The organism is Bacteroidota bacterium, assembly GCA_018692315.1.
Taxonomy (GTDB): domain Bacteria; phylum Bacteroidota; class Bacteroidia; order Bacteroidales; family JABHKC01; genus JABHKC01.
Window position 1 is genome coordinate 1 of the sequence record JABHKC010000164.1, and the last position, 23,722, is coordinate 23,722.

16 protein-coding genes and 1 tRNA gene are annotated in these 23,722 nt (G+C 31.7%); 7 read left to right on the plus strand and 10 right to left on the minus strand.

Annotated features, from left to right (window positions below; all coding sequences use genetic code 11):
- The first annotated feature begins 414 nt into the window (after positions 1-414).
- The 4 genes from HN894_12430 (at position 415) to HN894_12445 (ending at position 6,295) form a co-directional block, all read left to right on the plus strand.
- Positions 415-1,080 (plus strand): hypothetical protein, encoded by a 666-nt coding sequence (locus HN894_12430; protein ID MBT7144128.1) that lies wholly within the window; start codon positions 415-417, stop codon positions 1,078-1,080.
- Positions 1,081-1,194: 114 nt separating this feature from the next.
- Positions 1,195-4,101, plus strand: a complete 2,907-nt coding sequence (locus HN894_12435; protein ID MBT7144129.1) for a PAS domain S-box protein — start codon at positions 1,195-1,197, stop codon at positions 4,099-4,101.
- Positions 4,102-4,454: 353 nt separating this feature from the next.
- Positions 4,455-5,291 carry a glycerol acyltransferase gene (locus HN894_12440; GenBank protein ID MBT7144130.1) on the plus strand — a complete coding sequence of 279 codons (837 nt, stop codon included), beginning with the start codon at positions 4,455-4,457 and terminating at the stop codon, positions 5,289-5,291.
- Between the two features lie 74 nt (positions 5,292-5,365).
- Positions 5,366-6,295 carry a GNAT family N-acetyltransferase gene (locus HN894_12445; protein ID MBT7144131.1) on the plus strand — a complete coding sequence of 310 codons (930 nt, stop codon included), beginning with the start codon at positions 5,366-5,368 and terminating at the stop codon, positions 6,293-6,295.
- Positions 6,296-6,352: 57 nt separating this feature from the next.
- On the opposite strand, the gene maf is transcribed toward HN894_12445, so the two are convergent.
- Positions 6,353-6,931, minus strand: a complete 579-nt coding sequence (maf, locus tag HN894_12450; GenBank protein MBT7144132.1) for a septum formation protein Maf — start codon at positions 6,929-6,931, stop codon at positions 6,353-6,355.
- Positions 6,932-6,994: 63 nt separating this feature from the next.
- Positions 6,995-7,969, minus strand: a complete 975-nt coding sequence (locus HN894_12455) for a geranylgeranylglycerol-phosphate geranylgeranyltransferase (protein MBT7144133.1) — start codon at positions 7,967-7,969, stop codon at positions 6,995-6,997.
- 134 nt (positions 7,970-8,103) lie between these two features.
- On the opposite strand from HN894_12455, the gene HN894_12460 reads away from it, so the two are divergent.
- Both HN894_12460 and HN894_12465 read left to right on the plus strand, forming a co-directional pair.
- Positions 8,104-10,341: a CotH kinase family protein gene (locus tag HN894_12460; GenBank protein MBT7144134.1), complete on the plus strand. Its 2,238-nt coding sequence runs from the start codon at positions 8,104-8,106 to the stop codon at positions 10,339-10,341.
- A gap of 17 nt (positions 10,342-10,358) precedes the next feature.
- On the plus strand, positions 10,359-10,991 hold the full coding sequence (locus HN894_12465; protein MBT7144135.1) for an ATP-binding protein: 633 nt from the start codon (positions 10,359-10,361) through the stop codon (positions 10,989-10,991).
- Positions 10,992-11,106: 115 nt separating this feature from the next.
- Here the strand turns inward: HN894_12465 and HN894_12470 are convergent, their stop codons facing one another.
- From HN894_12470 to HN894_12480, 3 genes are all read right to left on the minus strand, one after another.
- Positions 11,107-12,525, minus strand: coding sequence for an adenosylhomocysteinase (locus HN894_12470; GenBank protein MBT7144136.1), 1,419 nt, complete (start codon positions 12,523-12,525; stop codon positions 11,107-11,109).
- 86 nt (positions 12,526-12,611) lie between these two features.
- A tRNA-Val gene (locus tag HN894_12475) sits at positions 12,612-12,686 on the minus strand.
- Positions 12,687-12,816: 130 nt separating this feature from the next.
- Positions 12,817-13,233 (minus strand): OsmC family protein, encoded by a 417-nt coding sequence (locus HN894_12480; protein MBT7144137.1) that lies wholly within the window; start codon positions 13,231-13,233, stop codon positions 12,817-12,819.
- A 191-nt stretch (positions 13,234-13,424) separates the two neighbouring features.
- Here HN894_12480 and HN894_12485 point away from each other — a divergent pair, with 191 nt between their 5' ends.
- Complete coding sequence (locus HN894_12485) at positions 13,425-14,123, plus strand: Crp/Fnr family transcriptional regulator (GenBank protein ID MBT7144138.1); 699 nt, start codon at positions 13,425-13,427, stop codon at positions 14,121-14,123.
- A gap of 81 nt (positions 14,124-14,204) precedes the next feature.
- On the opposite strand, the gene HN894_12490 is transcribed toward HN894_12485, so the two are convergent.
- The 5 genes from HN894_12490 to HN894_12510 form a co-directional block, all read right to left on the minus strand.
- Entirely contained in the window at positions 14,205-16,220 is a 2,016-nt protein-coding gene (locus HN894_12490) for an LruC domain-containing protein (GenBank protein MBT7144139.1), read from the minus strand.
- Positions 16,221-16,416: 196 nt separating this feature from the next.
- Positions 16,417-18,921, minus strand: coding sequence for a PKD domain-containing protein (locus HN894_12495; GenBank protein MBT7144140.1), 2,505 nt, complete (start codon positions 18,919-18,921; stop codon positions 16,417-16,419).
- A 274-nt stretch (positions 18,922-19,195) separates the two neighbouring features.
- Positions 19,196-21,436 (minus strand): PKD domain-containing protein, encoded by a 2,241-nt coding sequence (locus HN894_12500; protein MBT7144141.1) that lies wholly within the window; start codon positions 21,434-21,436, stop codon positions 19,196-19,198.
- Between the two features lie 69 nt (positions 21,437-21,505).
- On the minus strand, positions 21,506-23,137 hold the full coding sequence (locus tag HN894_12505) for a hypothetical protein (protein MBT7144142.1): 1,632 nt from the start codon (positions 23,135-23,137) through the stop codon (positions 21,506-21,508).
- A gap of 35 nt (positions 23,138-23,172) precedes the next feature.
- A complete protein-coding gene (locus tag HN894_12510) occupies positions 23,173-23,721 on the minus strand; it encodes an RNA polymerase sigma factor (GenBank protein ID MBT7144143.1) in 549 nt (182 codons plus the stop codon).
- Between the last annotated feature and the right edge of the window lies 1 nt (position 23,722).

A 23,722-nucleotide genomic window follows, 5' to 3' on the forward strand; every position in this document is an offset into this window, starting at 1 on the left:
GTTCAACACATAATTTTATCAGAATACATCTAAAACATAAAACATAACTAATAAAATCAAGATGCAATAAATTCTAATTTTAACAACCACCCAGACCCTGCGGGTTTTGAAAACCCGCAGGGTCTAAATCAGTTTAAAACATACTTTTATCAGAATAAATCTAAAACATAAAACATAACTAATAAAATCAAGATGCAATAAATTCTAATTTTAACAACCACCCAGACCCTGCGGGTTTTCAAAACCCGCAGGGTCTAAATCAGTTCAAAACATACTTTTATCAGAATACATCTAAAACATAAAACATAACTAATAAAATCAAGATACAATAAATTCTAATTTTAACAACCACCCAGACCCTGCGGGTTTTAAAAACCCGCAGGGTCTAAACTCCATATTTCCTAATAAAAAATCATGGCAAATAACAGAATTCCAATAGAAGCAGATAATTTTTATCACATATACAATCATGCAGTAGGCAAGGAAAACCTATTTGAGAACGAACAAAACTATTTATTTTTTCTGCAAAAGTTTGCCGAATATTTCAATCCTGTGGTTGAAACTTTTGCGTATTGCCTGATGCCAAATCATTTTCATTTTATAATACGTTTGAAAAAGGATAGCACATTAATCGACTTTTATACTGAAAAATATCCTAAGTTTAGCTTGAAAAATTCTTTACTATTAGCAGACCCTACGGATTTTCAAAACCCGCAGGGTCTTAAAGTCCTAACTAAGCAAAACAGTCAGCATTTTGGCAACTTTTTTAACTCATACGCAAAAGCTTTCAACGGTCAGCATAAAAGACGAGGAGCTTTATTTCTGAACGATTTTCATCGAAAAATAATTGATAATATCGAATATTTAAAAAAGTTGGTTCATTATATTCACTACAATCCTGTGATTCATGGTTTTGCCGAGAATATACTTGATTGGAAATACTCCTCTTACCAAAGCTTTTTTAGCATGAAAAACACAAATATCGAAAGACAGCAAGTGATAGATTGGTTTGAAGATATTGAAAATTTTATTAGTTTTCATAAAAAGAATATTGATGATTTTGAACCGAACTTTGATTAAATGTGCAGTTACTTATACCCTGCGGGTTTTAAAAATCCACAGGGTATAAGTAATTACAAAAACATTCCGGGATTTTAAAATCCCACAAACTATAAATTTCTAATTTCCATCAGCATGACAAAAAACCTAAAAAACTTCTTCGTTAAAATTATTCTTCCGAGCTTACTAACCATTTGTCTGTTTGTAGTATTGATTTTTGCGGTATTGATTCCACGCTTCGAGGAAAACAGTCTTGAGCGAAAACGCGAAATGATTCAGGAACTTACAAATTCGGCTTGGAGCATTCTGGTAGAATTAGAGAATGAAGAAAAATTGCAAATTCTTTCTCGCAGCGAAGCTCAGCAGCGTGCAATTTCGCAAATCGAATATTTGCGCTACGGGAAGGAGGCGAAAGATTATTTTTGGATAACAGATATGTCGCCACAAATGATTATGCACCCTTTTCGCAAAGAGCTGAACGGCACAGATTTGAGCAATTATAAAGATTCGCACGGAAAAAAACTTTTTCTGTCGGCAATAGAAACAGTGCAGGAAAACGGGCATGGCTACATCGACTATATGTGGCAATGGAAAGATGACTCAAGCCGCATTGTTCCGAAACTTTCCTACGTAAAAGGTTTTGAACCATGGGGCTGGATTGTGGGTACCGGCATTTACATTGAAGATGTGAAACAGGAAATCAGCTTGCTGAAAAGTAATATTATTAAAATTTCGTTGATAATTATTGCCGCAATTGCTTCGATTATGATTTTTATTATTCAGCAAAGTCTGAAATTAGAAAACCGGAAAGAAAAAGCAGAGATTGAATTGCTCGAATCGCGAGAAAAATATCGGAAACTTGTAGAGGCAACCACCGAAGGAGCTTTAATGGTTTTCAACGAAAAAATATTTTATTCGAACGAAAAAATATGCAGTCTTCTGGATTACACTGAAAAAGAATTGGGCAAACTGAATGTTTTTGAAATTTTTCCTGAATCTCAACTTGCTTCCGAAAAAGTCGATAAATTGAAATTAGCATTAGAGGGAAAAATTTCGGCAATAGATTTTGAAATACAACTGAAAAATAAAAGTGGAAAACTAATTGATGTTGTGATTCATACTTCGGAAATTTTTCTGGCCGGAAAGCATGGATTGATTATTACAACTAAAGACATTAGCAAAAACAAAATTATTGAAGGAGAGCTCGACGAAAGTAAAGAGAAATATAAAAATCTGACTGATAATTTAAATATTGGAGTTTTCAGAACAACTATCGGGAAAAATGGAAAATTTATTGAAGCAAATCCGGCAGCAGTTAAAATCTTGGGTTTCAGAAATAAGGACGAACTTTTTAATGTAAATATCCCATATTTTTTTGGAGATACCGATGAAAGAAGAAACTTTACAAAACGGATTTTCAGCAAAGGTTTTGTCAAAAATGAGGTTCTTCACATAAAGCAAAAAAGTGGCGAAGAATCAATAGTTTCGGTGTCTGCGGTTTTAGTAAATGACAAAATTCTTAATACAACATTTTTCGACGGAATTGTTGAGGATATAAGCGAAAGTAAAAGGATAGAAAAAGAAAAGGAAAATCTGATTGACAGCTTGCAAAGTTCGCAACTGTTTCTTAATCAGCCAATAAAAAGTCTGATTCGGAATGTTGTAAAATGCAATATGTACACGCCGGTGTGTAAAGTTGCCGAGATTATGACTAAAAAGAATACTTCTTCTATTATTATAACAACAGAAAAAGGCGACAATGTTGGAATAATAACTGACCATGATTTGCGGGAACGTGTATTGGCTGAAAACTTCGATCCTGATTTGCCGGTCTATAAAGTTATGACCTCGCCATTGATTTGGATTGGAAGCAATAAATTATTGTTTGAAGCAGCATTTCTGATGAAAGAAAAAAAACTTCGATATCTGGCAGTGAAAGACCAAAACAAAGAAGTAGTGAGCATTTTAAGTCAGGACGAGTTGCTCAACATTCAAAGAAATTCATCATCATTTCTCCTTCAGGAAATAAAATCTTCTCTAGCTACAGAAGATTTGAAGAACAATTACCACAGGTTGACAAATATGCTTAAATCCTTGATTAGTACAGGAATTAGCATGAAACATGTGCTTAGGGTAAATGCTGCCGTTTCCGACCAAATTTTGATCAGGCTCATTGAAATTGCTATTGAAGAAATCGGTAAACCACCCGTCAAATTTTCTTTTATTGCACTTGGAAGCGAGGGGCGCGAAGAGCAAACTCTTGCCACCGACCAAGACAATGCAATAATCTATGAAGACCCAAAACCTGAAACTCAACAAGTTTGCGAAGAATATTTTTTGAAAATGGGCGAAAAAGTTTGCAATGCTTTAGACGAGATAGGTTACAAATTTTGTCAGGGAGAAATTATGGCAAAAAACAAAAAATGGTGCCAGCCAATTTCTGTATGGAAAAAATATTTCCAGAAATGGATTATTGAGGCAAATGCACCGGATCTGCTGCAAATGAGTATATTTTTCGATTTTAGGTCGGTTTACGGAAATGCTGTTTATACCGATCAACTACGAGAACACATAAATGCAATTTTACTAAATAGGAAAGAATTTTTTCCGTATATGGCTCAAAATGTCATTCAATTTAAAATGCCGCTCAACTTTTTTGGCAATATTGTGGTAGGCACCGAAGCCGAACACCCAGAAAGTTTTGATATTAAGGAGGCAATGAGTTCGCTTGTTGGTTTTGTAAGAACTTACTCTTTGCAACATAAAATTCCTGAAACCAACACTTTGAATCGATTCGACAAATTGTTGGAAAAGCAGGTTCTGAACCAAAAAAGTTACGACGATATTGTTCAGACATACTTATTCCTTTTGCAAATGAGGTTCAAACACCAGGTTTCTCTTATTGAGCAAGGAAAAGAACCAAACAATTTTATAAATCCAAAAAAACTTTCGAACATTGACGTGAGTATGTTGAAAAAGGTTTTTGCACAGATTAGCCTTTTTCAGACTAAATTAAAAATGGATTATTTTGGAACTGCTTAGGGATTGTAAATAAATAAAGTATCCATCTGTACTTGTTCTTTTGTCCATTTTCTTCGTCGTAAAAGCATTAAATAAACTGTGGCTATTCGCAACTTTTACACCTTAAAAATAAACAAAATATCTTCGTACATTTTGAATACTTTATTTTCCCGATAACTATCGGGATTACAAGCCCTTAGATTGTTTTTATTCTCTGGTTAACAATATTCTAATTGTCAATAATATCAGGTATGAAAAATTAAATGATAAGGAATTAAAATCTTTATTTTTTGCATTTGTAATAAATATCTATTTTTTAGTAATTTTAGATTTTTGAACTTTAAATAAAAAAAATAGTTTTCTACGAATAAATTATGAGTGAAGCGCTTGAAAATAAGGCAATAAAAATTGATGTAAAAAAAGCATTTAAGGACAAAAATCCGGGTTTATATAAAATATTGCCAAAATTTATTTTTTCAATTCTAAGCCGAATTATTCATCAAGACGAAATGAATAGGATTTTTGAAAAGTGCAAAAATTATAAGAATATTGATTTCATAGATGGTTTTTTAAGTGAGATGAATATCAAATATGAAATAGAAGGCTATGAAAAAATTCCTATAGACGGAAGATATATTTTTATTTCAAATCACCCGATTGGTGGAATTGAAGGCATAATTTTACTAACTGTAATAGCGAAAAAATTCAACAAAAAAGTGAAATCCGTTGCTAATGATATACTTCTGAACCTTCAAAACCTGAAAGATGTTTTTATACCAGTAAATAAACATGGACAACAAACTCGGGATTATATAAGATTATTGAATGAGGTTTATTCCTCCGATATCAATATTACAATTTTTCCGGCAGGTTTGGTATCTCGCAAAATAAATGGTGAAATTAAAGATCTTGAATGGAAGAAAAGTTTTGTTGCTCAGGCAATTAAATATAAACGCGATATTGTGCCAATTTATATTGAAGGAGGAAATTCAAATCTCTTCTATAATTTTGCATTGATAAGGAAAAAACTTGGAATAAAAACGAATTTGGAAATGTTTCTGCTTCCGCACGAATCTTATAATCAAAAAGGAAAAACAATTAAGCTAATATTTGGAGAAAAAATTCCATATCAATATTTCGATAAAAGCAACAGCCACAAAGAGTGGGCAGCTATAATGAGAGAGCATATTTATACATTAAAAATAGAATAACTTGTGTTTGGAAAATATTTATTCAATAAAAATGGAAATACAAATTCGCTTATAAAAGTAAAATAGACAGCAATATGAAACCAATAATAGCTCCTTTAGACAAGGAAATTCTTGAGAAGGAACTCACTTCTGACAAATTTATCAGGCAATCCAATAATGCATCGAATGAAATTTATTCAATAAATCATCATAATTCTCCGAACTTAATGCGAGAAATTGGTCGTTTAAGAGAATTAACTTTTAGGGAAGCTGGCGGAGGTACCGGAAAAGAGATAGATATAGACAAATTTGATACTGCCGATGAACCCTATCAGCAACTAATTGTTTGGGATCCCTCCGAAAAAGAAATTTTAGGTGGATACAGATATATTTTGTGTAACAAAATAATTTCATCGGAAGCATCGGAGACTAAACTTGCAACCTCAGGATTATTTAATTTTTCTGAGAAATTTAAAAAAGAGTATTTACCTCACACTATTGAGTTAGGACGTTCGTTCGTACAGCCAAAATATCAATCGAGCCGTGCCGGCAGAAAGGCTCTTTTTGCCTTAGATAATTTGTGGGATGGTTTGGGAGCTTTGGTTGTAGATTATCCGGAAATAAAATATTTTTTTGGGAAAGTAACAATGTACACATCATATAATATTGAGGCTCGAAACCGAATTTTGTATTTTCTAAACAGATTTTTTCCCGATAAAGAAAATTTATTGAAACCAATTACCGCATTAGAAACCAATATTGATAAGGAATTTTTAGACAATGTTTTTATTGGAAAAGATTATGCCGAGAATTATAAAATATTAGGAAAAGAAGTCAGAAAATTCAATGAAAATATTCCACCACTTGTCAATACCTATATGAATCTGACCGAAACTATGAACGTTTTTGGCACAGCCATGAACAGAAATTTTGGAGAAGTTGAAGAAACAGGGATTCTTATCACTATTTCAGATATTTTTCCTAAGAAAAAAGAAAGGCATATTAATTCTTATATCAAAAAATAGCAGACTTTTTCTGTAAAATATTTTCAAAACTCATATAGTGACTTTTATGAAAAGCATTTAAAACATCCTTAGTTCTTCGTACAATCTCTGAATTGGCAAGCCCATTACATTGAAATATGAGCCTTCAATTTTTTCAATACCAATATATCCAATCCATTCCTGAATCCCATATGCTCCAGCTTTGTCGTATGGTTTATATTTTTCGATGTAGAAAGAAATTTCGCTCTGGCTCAAATCTTTGAAAAATACATTTGTTTTTGCAAGAAAACTTTCTCTTTTATTTCTGGTACTAATACAAACTCCTGTGAGAACTGTATGCATTTTTCCGGATAGTTTACTGAGAATATTTATTGCATCGGTTTTGTCTTTTGGTTTCCCAATTATTTCATTTTCAAGACAAACGATTGTATCTGCAGTTATTAATAAGTAATTTCCGTCTAAATCGGTTTCATGATTTTTTGCTTTTAACTCTGCTAAAAATAATGCAATATCTTCATTTTTTAATGTTGAAGGATAGTTTTCTTCAATTGCTTTGTTAACGATTTTAAAATTGAAACCAAGTTCGCGAAGAAGATTTTGTCTTCTCGGAGATTGAGATGCAAGAATTATTTCAAATTTACTTAAATTCTCTAACATAAGATATTCAGATTTTAATGAAAAAGAAACATTGTATATAAATTGCGGAGTTCTTCAATGAAATTAAAATTTATCGAAAAAGCTATGAAAAATGTCTGGAGCAATTAGATAATTTGCAACAATTGAATAGAAAATTCCGGTTGTCATTATTATTTTTAATAATATTATTGATAAATTATAATCTTCTTGACTCTTACTAACAATTATTTTGTAAATAAGTAAAAGAAAAGGTAACAGAAAAGCAATTATATAGTACCAAATTGTAATTATATCGCTCAAATGCTGTGTCATAACATATGCTACTATCCCACAAGTGATAAAACTTAAGGAAATCACAATAAATTTTGAATTTACAATTCCTAAAACTGTCGGAATTGAATTCCGCCCATATTCAGAATCGCCTTCGAAATCTTGCATATCTTTTATTATTTCAAAAATCAGAGTTAACATAAAAGCAATAAACGAAAATCCAGCAATCCAAAGTAGAATATTATTGAAATTTGCATTGTATTCTATCAGAATTTGCTTGTAAGCCAAGTACAGGATTGGAATCTCGTAAAATGCTACAAGCATAGGAATCATTGCCACTAGCAATGCGACTATAAAGTTTCCTATGAATAATTGGCGTTTGAAAACGGTAGAATAAAACCATAATATTCCCGGAATAAACAAATAGACAAACCCAAGTTTATAAATCCCAATTTTATAGGCTACAAAAAAACCGAGGACAATTGCAAAAATATTGAAAAACATATGTAGAAACATAGCCACTCTTCTGTCAATTTTTCTGCCAATTAAAACCTTTTTTGGACGGTTAAATGTATCGGTTTTTCTGTCGAAATAATCGTTAATTATATAGCCTGCTGCTGCAAAAAATATTGTTGAAAGTACAAGGAGAAAAAAGTGAAAATCACTTATTTGAAGCTCATAATTATTTATTCTCAAAATTGGATAAATAATACTCCATCGCATCAGATATTGAACAAGAGCAATTATAAATAAATTGTGAATTCTAACTAATCTCAAATAATTAAGCATTATTTCTTTTATAAATTTAGTTCTAAAATAAGACTACAAATTTCCATTGGCAATATTAATAATCTATGTTAATATTTACAACTTGAAAATTCATTCATTTTATTGTAATTTTGAATGATTTTAAAATTCAAAAAATGAAAAAATTATTAATTATTTCAATTTGTTTTGTTTGTTGTTTTCAATATACATTTTCGCAAACATCTGTTGTAGATCATTGGGAAACAGTAATTTATTCAAATGCAAATTGGAAATATTTTGTTGGTACATCGGAGCCCCTAAACACTTGGCGAACAATTGGCTTCAACGATAGTACGTGGCAAAACGGAGTTGGAGGAATTGGCTATGGAGACGAAGACGATAGCACTATTATTCCTGCAACAACTTCTCTATATTTGAGAAAAACATTTACACTAACTAATTTTAATAATATTGAATTAGCAATTTTTAATATTGATTATGATGATTCTTTTGTGGCATTTATTAATGATGTTGAAGTTGCAAGATCTAATATTGGTTCAGTTGGCGATCATCCTACTTTCGACCAAACAACGCCAAATTTGCACGAAGCCACAATGTATCAAGGTGGCAATCCAGAATATTTTTATATCAATAATCAAATATTGACAAATACCCTTGTTTCAGGCGATAATGTTTTAGCTGTTCAAGTTCATAATGAGAGTATTACATCTTCCGATATGAGTTCAAATTGCTTCCTTTCATTTGGAATAATTAATTCGTCAATTACTTATGGAAATCCACCAAGTTGGTTTTCGCCACCAGAATATTTTGAAAGTTCAAATCTCCCGATAGTAATGATCAATACGCTTGGACAGACCATAGTAAACGACCCAAGAATTGTTTGTGATATGGGAATTATCTACAATGGTGAAGGTGCAATAAATTACCTTTCCGATCCATTTAAAGAATACGATGGAAAAATCAGCATTGAAATTAGAGGTTCGTCTTCGCAAAGTTTTCCTAAGAAATCGTATGGGCTTGAAACACAGGATAGTCTGGGGGAAAATAGCAATGTAAAACTCCTTGGTATGCCAAAAGAAAACGATTGGATTTTGTACGCACCCTACAGCGATAAATCACTTATGAGGAATGTTTTAACATATAAACTTGGAAATGACATTGGCAGGTATGCACCTCGAACTCGTTTTTGTGAACTTTTTATAAACAATGATTATAAAGGTGTTTATGTATTGATGGAAAAAATAAAGCGCGATAATAATCGTGTTGATATTGCTACATTAAATGAAATAGATACAATTGGCGATCAGCTAACTGGTGGATATATTGTAAAAATCGACAAAACAACGGGCAGTGGAGGAGATGGCTGGACTTCACCTTATGATCCCTGGGCAGGTGCATGGCAATCCATTTTTTTTCAGTATGACGAACCAAAAGCAGACGAACTTCAATTAGTCCAGAAAAACTATATTCAAAACTATATTACACAATTTGAAACGGCTTTGAATGGTCCAAATTTTACTGATCCACTTTTAGGATATCCTGCCTATATTGATGTTGGCTCGTTCATTGATTATATGTTGATTAATGAAATAAGCAACAATGTTGATGGATACCGATTGAGTACATATCTCTACAAAAATAGAGATTCTATTGATCCAAAAATTCATATGGGTCCTTTATGGGATTTCAATCTGGCTTTTGGAAATGCAAATTATTGCAATGGAGGAAGCACTTCTGGTTGGACTCTAAGTTTTAATAATGTATGCTCCGGCGATAGCTGGCAAATTCCATTTTGGTGGTCGAAATTTTTGCAAGATCCTACATATGTTCATCAAACAAAATGTAGGTGGCTTGAATTAAGAAATACAAAATTTCATACCGATACAATTCTGAACTATATTGATTCAACAGTTAGCTACCTGTCTGCCGCTCAAGTGAGAAATTTCGATAAATGGCAAATATTCGGTTCATATGTTTGGCCGAATAATTTTGTAGGGCAGAACTACGAAGAAGAAATAAACTATATGAAAACTTGGATAGTTGATCGACTTAATTGGATAGATCAAAATATTCCGGGAAATTGTAATATTACTTTTTCAGAAGATGTAAATAATTCTGAAAAATCTGAAATTTATGTTTATCCTAACCCTTTCCGTGAAATTATTAGTATTAAATATTTGCTTGAAAATGAGTCGAATGTTTATATTAGTATTGAGGATATTTTTGGGAGAAATGTGAAATCGTATGAGTATAAAAATCAGCAAATTGGTGAAAATATTATTTCTATAGATGCGAAACAATTTATTGAAAACTATCTTATAAAAGCTACTTATATACTGTCCTTTTATGTTAATGGTGATTTGGTTTCAAGGAAGCTACTCTTAAGAAAGTAGGAAATTATTTTTATGGAATGAGCAAATACATCAAAGAATTAATAGAGCAAGGAGAAAATCAAATCCTTGATTTTAAATTTGAAGTTTCAGATTCTAAAAAAATTGCACGCTCGCTTGTTGCTTTTGCAAATACCGATGGTGGAATTCTATTGATTGGAGTCAAAGACAATGGGAAAATTGCTGGTGTTCGTTCCGAAGAAGAGTATTTTATGCTCGAAACTGCTACACAAATTTTTTGCCGTCCGGAAGTGAAATTTTCTGCTTTGGAATGGAATATTGAAGGTAAAGTTGTTTATGAAGTAAAAGTTCCTAAAAGCGAAAATCGACCGCATTTTGTAAAATCCGATAACAACAAGTTTCTTGCATATATTAGAGTTGAAGACCAAAATTTGCTGGCTAACAATGTTTTGCTTCAAGTTTGGAAACGAGAGAAAAGTAATGAAGGAATACTTGTAAAATATCAAGAAACACAACAGTTTTTGTTAGAATATCTTGCTGAAAATAAAATAATTACTTTCTCAAGATTTGTAAAATTGTCAAAAATTTCGAGGCGAAAAGCTGAAAAGATTTTGGTGAACTTTTTGCTTCTGAATATTTTAGAAATTGTTGTTACCGAAAAAATAACTTATTATAAATTGAAATCCGTTTGAGCTAAAATAAAAATACCACAAATTCATAGAAAATCTATAAACTTGTGGTACTTTTTTGTTCCCTCATATGCAAATCAGAATTGCAACAAGCTTTAAATCAATATCCTTCAAACAATTAGTATCTATAATGTTCAGGTTTGTATGGTCCGTTGATATCTATGTCTAAATAATCTGCTTGTTCCTTTGAAAGAATTGTAAGTTTCACGCCAATATGGTTCAAGTGTAAGCGTGCAACCTCTTCATCAAGATATTTTGGCAGGCGATAAACTCCAAGTTCATAGTCTTTTGTCCAAAGGTCTATTTGTGCCAAAGTCTGATTTGTAAACGAATTACTCATAACAAAGGATGGATGTCCTGTTGCATTTCCAAGATTTACAAGACGACCTTCTGAAAGTAAAATTATTGAATGTCCATCGGAAAAGTGATATTGATCAACTTGAGGTTTAACATTTTCTTTTCTAATGTTTTCCCATTTTTCTAATTGCTCAACCTGAATTTCGTTGTCGAAATGTCCAATATTACAAACTATTGATTTGTCGTTCATTTTCGACATATGTTCTGCTGTAATTACATCTTTATTTCCTGTTGTTGTTACAAAAATATTTCCTTCGTCAAGCGATTCTTCAACAGTTTTTACTTCAAAACCTTCCATAGCAGCTTGCAATGCACAAATTGGGTCTATTTCGGTAACGATAACTCTTGCACCATAACTTTTCATAGATTTTGCCGATCCTTTTCCAACATCGCCATAGCCGCATACAACCACAACTTTTCCTGCCAGCATAATATCAGTTGCACGTTTTATTCCGTCTGCTAATGATTCGCGGCAACCGTAAAGATTGTCAAATTTTGATTTTGTAACCGAATCGTTTACATTTATTGCAGGGAATAGAAGTATTCCTTGCTGCATCATTTGATACAATCTGTGAACGCCTGTTGTGGTTTCTTCTGAAACACCTTTTATTTTTTCCGAAACTCGTTGCCAGCGATTTGGGTCTTTTTCATGAATTCTTTTTAGCAAACCATAAAGCTCAAATTCGTCTTCTGCAGAAGTTTCTTTATCGAAAAGTTTAGGATTTTTCTCTGCTTCTAAACCATTGTGTACCATAAGTGTAGCATCGCCGCCATCATCAACAATCAAATCGGGACCCGATCCGTCAGGAAATGTCAATGCTTGTTCGGTGCACCACCAGTATTCTTTTTGTGTTTCTCCTTTCCATGCAAATACAGGAATGCCTGCCTCTGCAATTGCAGCCGCAGCATGGTCTTGAGTCGAAAAAATATTGCAACTTGCCCATCGAACATCTGCGCCAAGCTCAACCAAAGTTTTAATTAAAACTGCTGTTTGAATTGTCATATGCAAAGATCCAGTGATTTTTGCACCTTTTAGAGGTTTCTCTTTAGTATATCTTTTTTGAAGAGCCATCAATCCGGGCATTTCTGCTTCTGCAAGCTCTATTTCTTTTCTGCCGAATTCGGCTAAACTAATATCCGCTACTTTATAAGGAATATTTTCAACTAATGTAGTATTCATAAATAAATTTTTAAATTTTGTGCAAAAGTAAAATAATTCTTGTTATGAATTAGATTATTAAATGTGTTGTTTTTGAAAGAAAAATGTGGGCATTACTGGATTCGAACCAGTGACTTCCACCCTGTCAAGGTGACACTCTAAACCAACTGAGTTAAATGCCCAAATTTTATGCAAAAGTATAAAACTATTTTAGTTTCAATTAAAAAAAATCAACTGAAGGATTTTTGATAAAACTAAATATCGTTTCAACAAAACAAAGCATTTGAAGCATTATTTAGCATTGAAATCAGTTTATTCAGCAATTCTAATTTCTGATGTAACAGGCATAACTTTTTTATACACTACTCCAACTCCGCAATATTGGTCTTCTGAAAGTTTCACAGCTTTCTCAATTTTTTTCAGAGGAAGGTTTTTTCCTTTGAAGGAATATATTACATGCATGCTTTTATAATGTTTCGGATGCTCTTCAGTCATTTCAGCCTCTACAGATACTGATAAATCGTCAAATTCTACTCTCATTTTTTTTAAAATTGAAACTACATCCATACCTGTACATCCTGCTAAGGCATATAGCATAAACTGCTTTGGCCTTGCTCCTTTATTGGTGCCACCGACTTTTGCATCTGCATCGAAAATAATTTCATGTCCATCAGGATTTCCTTTAAAAGTCATGTTTTCTGTCCAATTAAGATCAATTTTTGATTTCATTTTTAAGTATTTTAGTAAAAAATTAATTTAGCAAATGTAGAAACAATATTTCCAAATTATTGATATTTCATATAATATTGATAAATATCATTTTTTTATAAAAAAATTATTTAATAACAGTAGTAAATTATACTTTTGTGCAAAAATAGTAATTATCTTTTTTTGTTGTTTTACTAAAGATTGAAATAAAAATGGAAAGCATACCTTCTTGTACTGATTGTTTGAATACGCCAAATTCTATTTTTAAAAACCTAACAAACGATGAGTTTGATATTGTAACTTATAAAAAGTCATGTTCCATCTATAAAAAGGGGAAAATAATATTTAGAGAAAACTATAGAACCAATGGTTGTTATTGTGTTCATAGTGGTGTAGTTAAGATGTATAAAAGTGGTGTTGATGGAAAAGAGCAAATTATACGTTTTGCCCAGAAAGGCGATATTATCGGATTTAGGTCGCTTCTTTGCAACGAGGTTGCATGCACGACCGCTAAGATTATTGAAGATGCAACTTTATGTTTTATTCCAGCACCAACCATTTTTTCTCTACTTAAATCTAATTCTGCTTTTTCTATTGAGCTTATGAAGTTTTCTTGCAAGGAACTTGGCGAAGCAAATAAATACATTACAGACATCGCACAAAAAACAGTTCGTGAACGTCTTGCAGAAGTTCTTTTGTTATTGAAAAAGTCATTTGACCTTGATGATGAAAAAACTTTGCAGATTTCTTTGACAAGAGAGGAAATAGCAAATATTGTTGGCACTGCTACAGAATCTGTAATTAGACTTTTATCGGAGTTTAAAAGCGATAATTTGATTGAATTAAATGGTAGGAAAATCAAAATTATTGATGAAAAAGGCTTGAGAAAAATCGAAAAGGCGTATGATTAATTTTTAGATTTAATGTTAAAAAAAATGGCTAAACAGATTGATTAAATCAAGTTTAGCCATTTTTTTTTAAAGAAATATTTTTTAGTGGGTAAAGATATTTGCGGCATTGCGATAATTGGCCATTTCTAAATACCAATCTGTATATTCTAAACCATTACTTGTTGCCCATGAGCCAAATTTTAAATGTGCTGATACTATCTCAGCCTTTTCGATTGGATAATGGAATTCTACAGGAATATTTATTGCCCATGGCAAGTTATTTTCTGTTTTGTAATATCTGCCAATCGCTGCATCACTATCATCTTGAGCCGTACCAAATAGAGCACTATTTTCTGCCAATTCAGTTGGAGCATAGTCAGGCAAATGTATTTCGTGCGTAATATCTTCATTAATACGGATAAATGGATTGTAAGGTGCTGTTCCCAATTGTGCAACATCCACAGGCGAAGTAAAGGTTACAGTTTGATAAATTGTATCAGGCTGAATGTAAACTCCTCCAACTGTAGTATTAACACCAATTCCGCCATCGCTTGGATAAGTTAATACTTCATAAGAATCAACAAAGGACATTATCACACTTCTGTTTGTACCTGCAACAGTTCCCATTCCGCCGGTAACACTTGTGTTACTTGCAGGAGTATTAAATTCTATACCAAAACCATTGTGCATACTTGCGCCAAAAGCTCTCACAACAATTTTTTGCTCGATTTCAACTACGTCATTATCTGCATTTGTGATGCTGTTTAAATTGTATCCAATTACTAAGTCGTTAAAATCGTAATCGCCTTTTCCAGGCCATAAATCTTCAAATGCTAAAGTTCCAAAGGTAGTTTCGCTTGGATAATAATTATCGAATGCTTTGTTTGGATCGTTTGGATAGTCATCTGAAACGTCAGCTACTCCATCTCCATCTGCATCATTAACAGGGTCAGTTCTCTCAGTAGTATCGCGATTTGTATTCTCAATAGGATTGGCGATAACAGTAAAAACAGCATCATTAAAATCGTGATCGCCGCCAGTTCTAATAATATCTTCGAATCCCATTATGAACAATTCTCTATATTCATCATACAATAAAACACAATGTTTTTGCAAACTGGTATCTGCTTCAGGATTTAAATGAGAATCTGAATAAAGCACGTGTGTACCATTTCCAACCTGAGATGTCCCTGAATTCCATCCTTGTGCAACCAAGAACCATCCAATAGAGGTATTACCTGGAATGGTATCAATAAAGATTTTATCTCCTGATGTTAGTCCTCCGCCACTACCGGAGTATGATACATTTGGAAATAATAAAATATGTTCGTTAATATCGTTGGTGGTCGCCGGTGGATTTCCTGTGGTATATGTATAATAACCTAATACGTTTTTCCAACCTGCTCCTTCATGAATGAAAGTTACCCAAACTTCGGAAGAATCTTCAACAATAAGATTTGAAGATAGTCCGTAGGCAAAATATTCCGGGTGAGAAATTGGCAATTCTATACTTTCTGGAAGTGAAGAATTAATATCATCAAGTAATCCTTGTGAAATAACATCGGGTGTAGTTAAATAATCCGGCACTCCTTGGCTATCCCAAGTTCCTATTGTTGTATAATTGACATTGGTATTTTCAATTCCTCCAACGCTTTTTAGGCTTTTATTGTGGTTTTCAGTGCCAAATGTATAAAAGACAGTGGCATTATCAATGCTGACAATAGCTTTGTTTTCTAATCCTATATAATAAGGCATAATAACTAATTCGTCCATGTATGTTGGGACTGAAATCGTTGTTTGTAAAACACCATTAAAATTTGTAGCACCTGAGTATAATAAGATACTTTCAGTATTGAGTGTCCCATCTTCGTTGATAGGATCAGCACTGAATATATTAAGTTTTATTTTTGCTAAAGGGCTACCATCGTTAGTAATTGCAGAAATTGAAACATTGACATTCTTTGTAGTTTCATAATCAAAAGCATCGCTAACAATTAGCTCTGACATTGCTAAATTTACATTAGGATCAATTGTAGAGGAAGTTGGTTCTTTCTTACAAGCGCCAAAAAGCATTACAGCAATAATAAAAACCAATAAGGAATAATTCTTCTTTTCCATAACATTATATTTTTAGTTTAACAAAATTTTTACAAATGTACTTTCAAACTTGTCTGAGGGATAAATTTATTGATGAAACACTAATAAATTTTTATGAAACGAATTTTAATAACAATCTATGTATAAACATTAGGTTTTATTTAACAAGAAAAGCACTCTTTTATTGAGTGCTTTTCTTATTAAAAGGATGCTATCTTTATTTAATAAATTTGAACACTCTTTTATCGTTAGAGTCAAATTCTATTTTTAGTATATACATTCCCATTGGAAGGTTACTTACATCGAAAGAGAGAATGTGATCACCAAAAGGTTTTTCGAATGATTCGTTTTTCACTGATTGACCTACTGCATTCATAATATTTACAGAAAATATCGAACTTTCAATTAATGAAATATTCAGATTTAGGTTATTGACAACTGGATTTGGATAAATCGAAAATTCATTTAGTGAAATGATATTGTCTGTTATTCCAATAGTGCTTGCATAAACAATTTCTGTATAAGTGTCAGTACAAGTAGGTTCTAATAAATCTGTTATAGTAAGGCTAACCGTATAAGTTCCAGCAGTATCGTAGGTGTGGGTAATGCTGCTAATGTTGCTTGCTGTTGTTCCATCGCCAAAATCCCAAACTATTGAATATTCACTTGGACTACTAGTTGTTATAAAATTGTATTCTAGATTGTTTGCTACTTCTGTGAACGAAGCAGTCGCAACACATTCTACAACTGTAACATTTAAACTATATTCATCGACACAGTTTGGATTAATAATATTGGATACAGTTAATACAGCTGTATAAGTTCCTGTTCCTGAATATACATGATTTACATCAAATACATTGTCAATAGTTGGTGATCCGTCTCCAAAATTCCATGATAGAGAGTAATTAGCGAGGTCAAAAGTATTAATTGCTGAGAAATCTACAGATAAATATGTATCAGAGAAAGTAAATTCTCCATCAGTTAAACATTCAGGAATTACGATTGAAGCCGTTTCCATTGAATAACAATTAGGATTAGTTGTTTGAGTGACTATTAAATTTACTGAGTATGTTCCTGCTGAATTATAAATGTGATTTACAGCTTGACCTGCTGTTGAGCTTGTTCCATCTCCGAAATTCCATTCAAAAGTATAATCACCACTATATGTAGTTATTGTTGAAAAATCAAAAGACCAGTCTCCATTATCAATCCAGGTGAAAGCAGCGTCAACAATACATGGAGGATAAACTGTTATTGTTTGAATTAATGTGTCGGCACAATTAGAATCGTTCAAATCTTGAATGATGCAAGTAACATTGTATTGGCCTGAAGAAATGTACGTATGTGTTGGGAAATTATCATTATAAGCTACTGAACCTGAACCATCACCAAACTGCCATTCAATGTAGTAATTAGCTGTATCCCAGTAGTATTGAGTCTGAAAATCAATTTCAAGTTCTATTCCTGAATAAGTAAAACTTCCGTTTGAAACGCAGGCATCTACAAAAATGTTTGTGTCAATAAAATCTGAGCAGTAAGGGTTGCCCGGTTCTGTAATTAACAATGAAACATAATAAGTACCTGTTGAATCGAAAGTGTAAGCTGGTGTTGCTATATTTGTAAAAGTGGTGTCTCCAAAATCCCATACAAGGTCATAGCCTGATGAATTGAAAGTTGAGAAATTTGCTTCTAAGCCCCAGGCATTCCATGATAATTGTGCAGCAATATTACAATTTCCTAATTCAATAGTAATTGTCGAACTTTCTGTGCAATAAGGATTGTTTAAATCTTCAACTGTATAAGTAATTGTAAAAGTTCCAGAACCCGGGTACGTATGATTAACAATATTTTGATTAGTAATTATTGTTCCATCTCCTAAATCCCAAGTAGTTATATATGTTGTATCATATACAAAATATCCTGCAAAGTCCATAGTAAAATTAGAAACTGTATAGTCAAACATTGCATTTGTTTGACAATCGTCAATTGTAATAGAATAAGAAACTGTATCGTAGCAAGTAGAATCGAGCAAATCGTTCACGGCTAAAGTTGCAGTGTATGTCCCTGCTAAAGCGTAAGTGTGCGTAGGATTATTTATGTTCGAAATGGTATTTCCATCGCCAAAATCCCAAACTACGCTGAAAGTACTGTCGTAGTTATCTGTGGCAAAATCTACATCTAATCCTAAGTCGTAGTAAGAGAAATTTGCATTTGCCATGCAGCCAATTACATTTATTGAATAATCTTCAACTTCTCCCCAAGAGGTTATTCCACAAGGACTCAAATTTGTTGGAGAATAATCAATTCTGATTCGCATTGTAGTTATGCCATTTATAGCATCGGTTGGAGGAACAATCGATGATGTATAAGGACCAACTCCTGGAGATCCAGCAACAATCATGTCTTCATATAAATCATCAAAATCGCCATCTTGATTCCAATCAATCCAGATTCCACATTCGTCGGTTGGATAAATAAGAATTCCATTGGTAACCTCAATAGCATACGACTCTCCTATTAACATATCGGTAGATATATTTGTGTAATTCGCATACCCACCTATTGCGTAAGAGGACGGATTCGAAATTGAACCAACTTCTACATCACTAATAAACTCATCCATAGTATAAGATCCTGCACTACAATAAACTAATGATTGTGCATTTATGCTTGTGGTAAAAGCCAATGCTACAATAAAAGTAAAAATTAAATTTTTCATAATTTTTGATTAAATTTTAATTGATTAATAATTTTTTGCAAATGTATAATAAAATAAACTTATTGTATTCTTAATAATTCTTAAATAATTTTAAAATAGACCATGATATTTAGTTTTGGTTGTACAAAAATACTAAAAATCTTGTGCAGAGTTTGCTTAACTTATTGCCTAAACTGATTGGTAATTAGTGTTTTATGTTCCCTAAACTTAATAGCGAGAAAAAAGGCATTTTCCGTTGAAAACGCCTTTTGTGATGAATGAATTAGAGAAAAATTTACTTTACAAACTTCACTTCGTGCAGACTTTTACTTTCTGCTTGTATTCTTAAAAAATAAAGTCCATTAGGCAAACTATTTACATCAATTTTTTTTGCATGTTTTCCGATCATATACTTTCTTTTATTGGTGTAAACATTTTGCCCAAATTCATTGTAAATGTATAACTCTATGTATGTACATTTTTTTAATGCAAATTCGATATTTAGTTTATTTTTTACTGGATTAGGGTATGTTTGAACTGAATTTTTGTTGAATAAATCATTTTTAATACCAATTATTACTTGGTCGCCGTATATAATAATTTCAATATTTTCAATGATTTGATTTCCTGCATCTATCCTAACTATTGCCGGAAATGTTTGATAACCTGTAATTTCAGTATATATTTTGTAGGTGCCGAAAGGTAAACTTCGAAATGCAAAATTTCCACTTGCATCAGTTAGAATATAGTCTAACAATTTGTCTTCCATATCTAAAAGTAAAACCGAAATGTTTTCAAGAGATAGGTTTAAATTCCTTTCATACTCTTTGTTTGTATTTGTTGAGTCGATAAAAACAATTGTTCCTGAAATTACACCATTTCCATCGAAATTATTCTGGAAACTAATAAGTTCTATATCGGCATTTATAATATTCGAATTGAGGGATATTTCTATTGATTCTGACCAATATAATGAATTTACTAAATATGTGGGTGCGAAATTTGAAATTGTTGTATTTTCAGGTATTGCATAGGAAATATAATTCCCAGCCTCTAAATCTGTGAAAATATATTCACCAAAGTTTATTGAATTAGTCCAGCTTTTTCCACTTCCAAATAGAATTATTTCTCCATTTGCAATCGGCAAAAAATTGCCTTTAACAACACCAGAAATTGAAAATAGTGGAATATTTCCTGAAACAAAAACAGTATCGCAAAACGAACTTGTGCAACTATCAATTGTTTTTATTGTCAAACATACTATATATTCACCGTTTATTGCATAAATATGATTTGGATTTTTTATTATTGATGAATCTCCATCTCCAAAATTCCAATTCCATTCATTAATAGTACTTGAGGACATTGAAGAATCACTAAATTGAAAGCAATTTTGACAACTATTTGATGTATCTATATTATAACTGAAATTAGCTTCACAAATTTGAGGAGGATTAAAAAATGTTATGCTGTCGCAAAAAGTATTCTCACAATTGTCGTCCGTAAAAACTGTTAAACAAGTGAAATAAGTTCCATAGTTGCTGTAAATATGGTTAGGATTTTGAAGAGTTGAGGTATCTCCATCACCAAAATCCCAAAACCAATCTATTATTAGCCCTGATGTGGTTGAGTTTTCTGAAAATTGAAAACAACCGCTACACATCAAACTGTCGTGAATGCTATTGAAGTTTGCCTGGCACACAGGAGCAGGACCTATGAAATGAACTATATTGCAAAATGTGTTTGTGCAACTATCATCTGTGGTGATTTTCAAGCATACATTATAATCACCTGAATATTGAAAAGTGTGACTAGGATTTTGAAGTGTTGAGGTGTTGCCATCATCGAAATCCCAAAACCATTCAACGATTGTTCCGCTTGAATATGAAATATCTCCAAAATCAATATTCGTAGGTGGGATTGTTGCCGAAGAAAAGAATAGTGCCTGACATGTTGGAATATAAATCCCATCAACTGTAACAGAATCGCAATATGTATCGGAGCATGAGCCTAAATTAGAAATAGTTAAACATACATTATAAGTTCCGGGATCAGTAAATGTATGGTAAGGATTTTGTATGCTTGAATAAGTATTGTCTCCAAAATCCCATTCCCAGCTATAGGCATTTCCAAATGAACCATCAAAGAATTGATATTCGAAAAGTGTTCCAACTCCTGAATAAAAAAAGAAATATGAGCTACAATTCGATGAAATATTTGAAGTATCAAAACAAATTTGGAAATCATGGTTGATATATGGCGTATAACTTCCTGAAATTTGGTGAATTTCCCCTAAACAATCTAAAGTAGAAATACTTATGATGCAATTGCATGAAAAATTAGGACTATAGAATAGGTAATTACCTGAGATATCGCTGTACACAATTGATAAGGGATTCCCATCGGAAGAAATGCTTACCATATGGTAAGGAACTGGAGTATTGGAGCTGTCTATTATGTTACCTGAAATATATAATTGTGAAAAGACTTTTATAGTCAAAAATGAAAATATGAATATTATGAAAAGTTTTTTCATTTTATATATTTCATAAAAGTCTAGGTGTCAATATTTTCATTCTACAAAAATGATTTGATTTCTTGAATTTTAGAATCTGTATCTTACACCAAATCTTATCCCTATATTATTGAACCTTTGCGAGATATAATGATTTTCACTTAAAATAGAATTTAAATTTGTTCTATAAAAAGGTTCTGCAAGCAAACTCATATTATTGTTCATCTGGTAGTTTACTCCCATACCTAAAAGTAAAGTAAAGTTTGCCTTTATAAAAGGTAAATCGTTTTTGCTAATATCAACTATAGATTCTCTATCAATAAGTGATATTGTTTTTCCTCTTGAATTAATAAATATGCCAGTAATTAGTCCAACTTTTGGTGTGAAGGTAAATTTAGATTTTTTAAACTCGTATCCAATAATAAGAGGAATTTCAAAATATGAATATGTATTTTTGTTTGAATAAATTGTTTTAGTAGAACTTGAGTCATAGTCTGTAACTAATGCCGAATCAATTGGAGTGGTAATTGTTTCTTGCAAAATGGGCACATGTACATAGTTGCCTTGAATACTGTCATAAACAAATTCCCAATCGATAGTATCAATTAGTATTATTGGTTCTCCGATAGAATAGTTCCAGAAAGACGTTGAATCTTTTGTAAAATCTAAATATTCTGTCTCAAAGCTTTCTTTTATTTGCGTATAACTTCCTCCAATCTGAAGAATCAGATTGTTTTGGTTATGATAATTCAAATTTGCCCCAACAGTAAATCCTGTAGATGAAGTGCTTGTTCTGTTTAGTTCATCAGATAGAATTGAATATTCGTTAGATTTTTCTTTGAAAATACTGTTTGTAATGAAATTATCGAAATAAGCATCTACTGAATATTTTGTTTTATATTCAAAATTATCTACATGTGTTATGATGGTATCAATAAACGTTAAGGTATCAAATATGATAATTGTATCGTAAAAAATTTCATTTTTTAATTCGAAACTTGGTCCTTCAAAATCTTCTATTTTTTCTTCGGATTCTGCATAGGTAATTTCTGCAACTTCACTATTTTTCTCTACAGAAGTATTGTTTTCTTTTTCGAAAAAATCTATGTTAATATTCGAATTTGTACTAATATTCTGAGAACTTATTTCTGATACGGTTTTCGTAGAATTGTTTTCTTCAAGAATAGTATTTTCTTTTTCTGAGATTGTTGCATTTTTTTCAAATTCGACTTTTGCTTCTCTCTCTACTTCTTTTGTTGCAATTGGTTTTTCTTCTATTTTGATTTGGTTTTGTCTTGTGAGAGGTGTTTGTTTAGTTAAATTGATTTTTTCCTCCTCAAATGACTCTATTTCTGAACTTTGTGAATTATCTTTATTCGTATATTCATGTTTTTCGCTTTCATTTGTTATTCCTTTTGGATATTCTGAATTTTTTAGTGAAAGAGATTCTTGTGAATTGTGGCTTGATAAATCAACAATTTGAATATTGTTTTGGTTTTCGTTATCATTCAGATTTTCAGAAATATATAATCCTGCACTTAAAGTAAGACTTATAGCAACAATTGAATAATATATATTAAAATGTACAAGTCCGAATTTCAAAAAATTACTAATAATAAGTTTTTTTGATAAATCGTTCCACAAACTTGAAGATGGTTCAACTTCAAAGTCGCTGAACTTATCTTTAAATAAATTTTCTATGTTTTTATTTTTAATTTCCATTTTTACAAATAGATTTAGCTAAAATAGCTAAAAACTTAGTGTTCTTTAATTCTACTAAGCTCAATTAGTTTTTTTTGAATTTGTTTCCTAGCTCTTGAGAATTGTGATTTTGATGTATTAATATCAATCTCCAATTTCTCAGCAATTTCTTTATGTTTATATCCTTCAATGGCATATAAATTAAATATTGTTTTGTATCCATGTGGTAGTTCGTTTATCACACTGAATAGTTCCTCTCTTGTAAAATCTGCATCTTCAAATGTATTTTCTTCAATTTTTGTTTCTCTAATTTCATTTATATCATCATTATAATTATGCTTCAAATTCTTATGATAGTGTGTGATAGAAGTATTAACTATAATTCTTTTCATCCAACCTTCAAAAGAACCTGCACCCGAATATTGTTTTATGTTATAAAATATTTTTATAAATCCTTCCTGCAAAATATCTTCTGCTTCAGACTTATCTCTGGCATATCTATAACATATTCCTAACAAAACCTGCGAATACCTTTCATACAATATCTTTTGATATTTTCTGCTATTTCTTATGCAGCCTTCAATTATATTTTTTTCACTCTGCATA

Excerpts from the sequence above, each read along its gene's own strand:
- HN894_12430 (MBT7144128.1), top strand. The coding sequence starts at position 415 with ATGGCAAATAACAGAATTCCAATAGAAGCAGATAATTTTTATCACATA.
- HN894_12435 (MBT7144129.1), top strand. The coding sequence starts at position 1,195 with ATGACAAAAAACCTAAAAAACTTCTTCGTTAAAATTATTCTTCCGAGC.
- HN894_12440 (MBT7144130.1), top strand. The coding sequence starts at position 4,455 with ATGAGTGAAGCGCTTGAAAATAAGGCAATAAAAATTGATGTAAAAAAA.
- HN894_12445 (MBT7144131.1), top strand. The coding sequence starts at position 5,366 with ATGAAACCAATAATAGCTCCTTTAGACAAGGAAATTCTTGAGAAGGAA.
- maf (MBT7144132.1), bottom strand. The coding sequence starts at position 6,931 with ATGTTAGAGAATTTAAGTAAATTTGAAATAATTCTTGCATCTCAATCT.
- HN894_12455 (MBT7144133.1), bottom strand. The coding sequence starts at position 7,969 with ATGCTTAATTATTTGAGATTAGTTAGAATTCACAATTTATTTATAATT.
- HN894_12460 (MBT7144134.1), top strand. The coding sequence starts at position 8,104 with ATGAAAAAATTATTAATTATTTCAATTTGTTTTGTTTGTTGTTTTCAA.
- HN894_12465 (MBT7144135.1), top strand. The coding sequence starts at position 10,359 with ATGAGCAAATACATCAAAGAATTAATAGAGCAAGGAGAAAATCAAATC.
- HN894_12470 (MBT7144136.1), bottom strand. The coding sequence starts at position 12,525 with ATGAATACTACATTAGTTGAAAATATTCCTTATAAAGTAGCGGATATT.
- HN894_12480 (MBT7144137.1), bottom strand. The coding sequence starts at position 13,233 with ATGAAATCAAAAATTGATCTTAATTGGACAGAAAACATGACTTTTAAA.
- HN894_12485 (MBT7144138.1), top strand. The coding sequence starts at position 13,425 with ATGGAAAGCATACCTTCTTGTACTGATTGTTTGAATACGCCAAATTCT.
- HN894_12490 (MBT7144139.1), bottom strand. The coding sequence starts at position 16,220 with ATGGAAAAGAAGAATTATTCCTTATTGGTTTTTATTATTGCTGTAATG.
- HN894_12495 (MBT7144140.1), bottom strand. The coding sequence starts at position 18,921 with ATGAAAAATTTAATTTTTACTTTTATTGTAGCATTGGCTTTTACCACA.
- HN894_12500 (MBT7144141.1), bottom strand. The coding sequence starts at position 21,436 with ATGAAAAAACTTTTCATAATATTCATATTTTCATTTTTGACTATAAAA.
- HN894_12505 (MBT7144142.1), bottom strand. The coding sequence starts at position 23,137 with ATGGAAATTAAAAATAAAAACATAGAAAATTTATTTAAAGATAAGTTC.
- HN894_12510 (MBT7144143.1), bottom strand. The coding sequence starts at position 23,721 with ATGCAGAGTGAAAAAAATATAATTGAAGGCTGCATAAGAAATAGCAGA.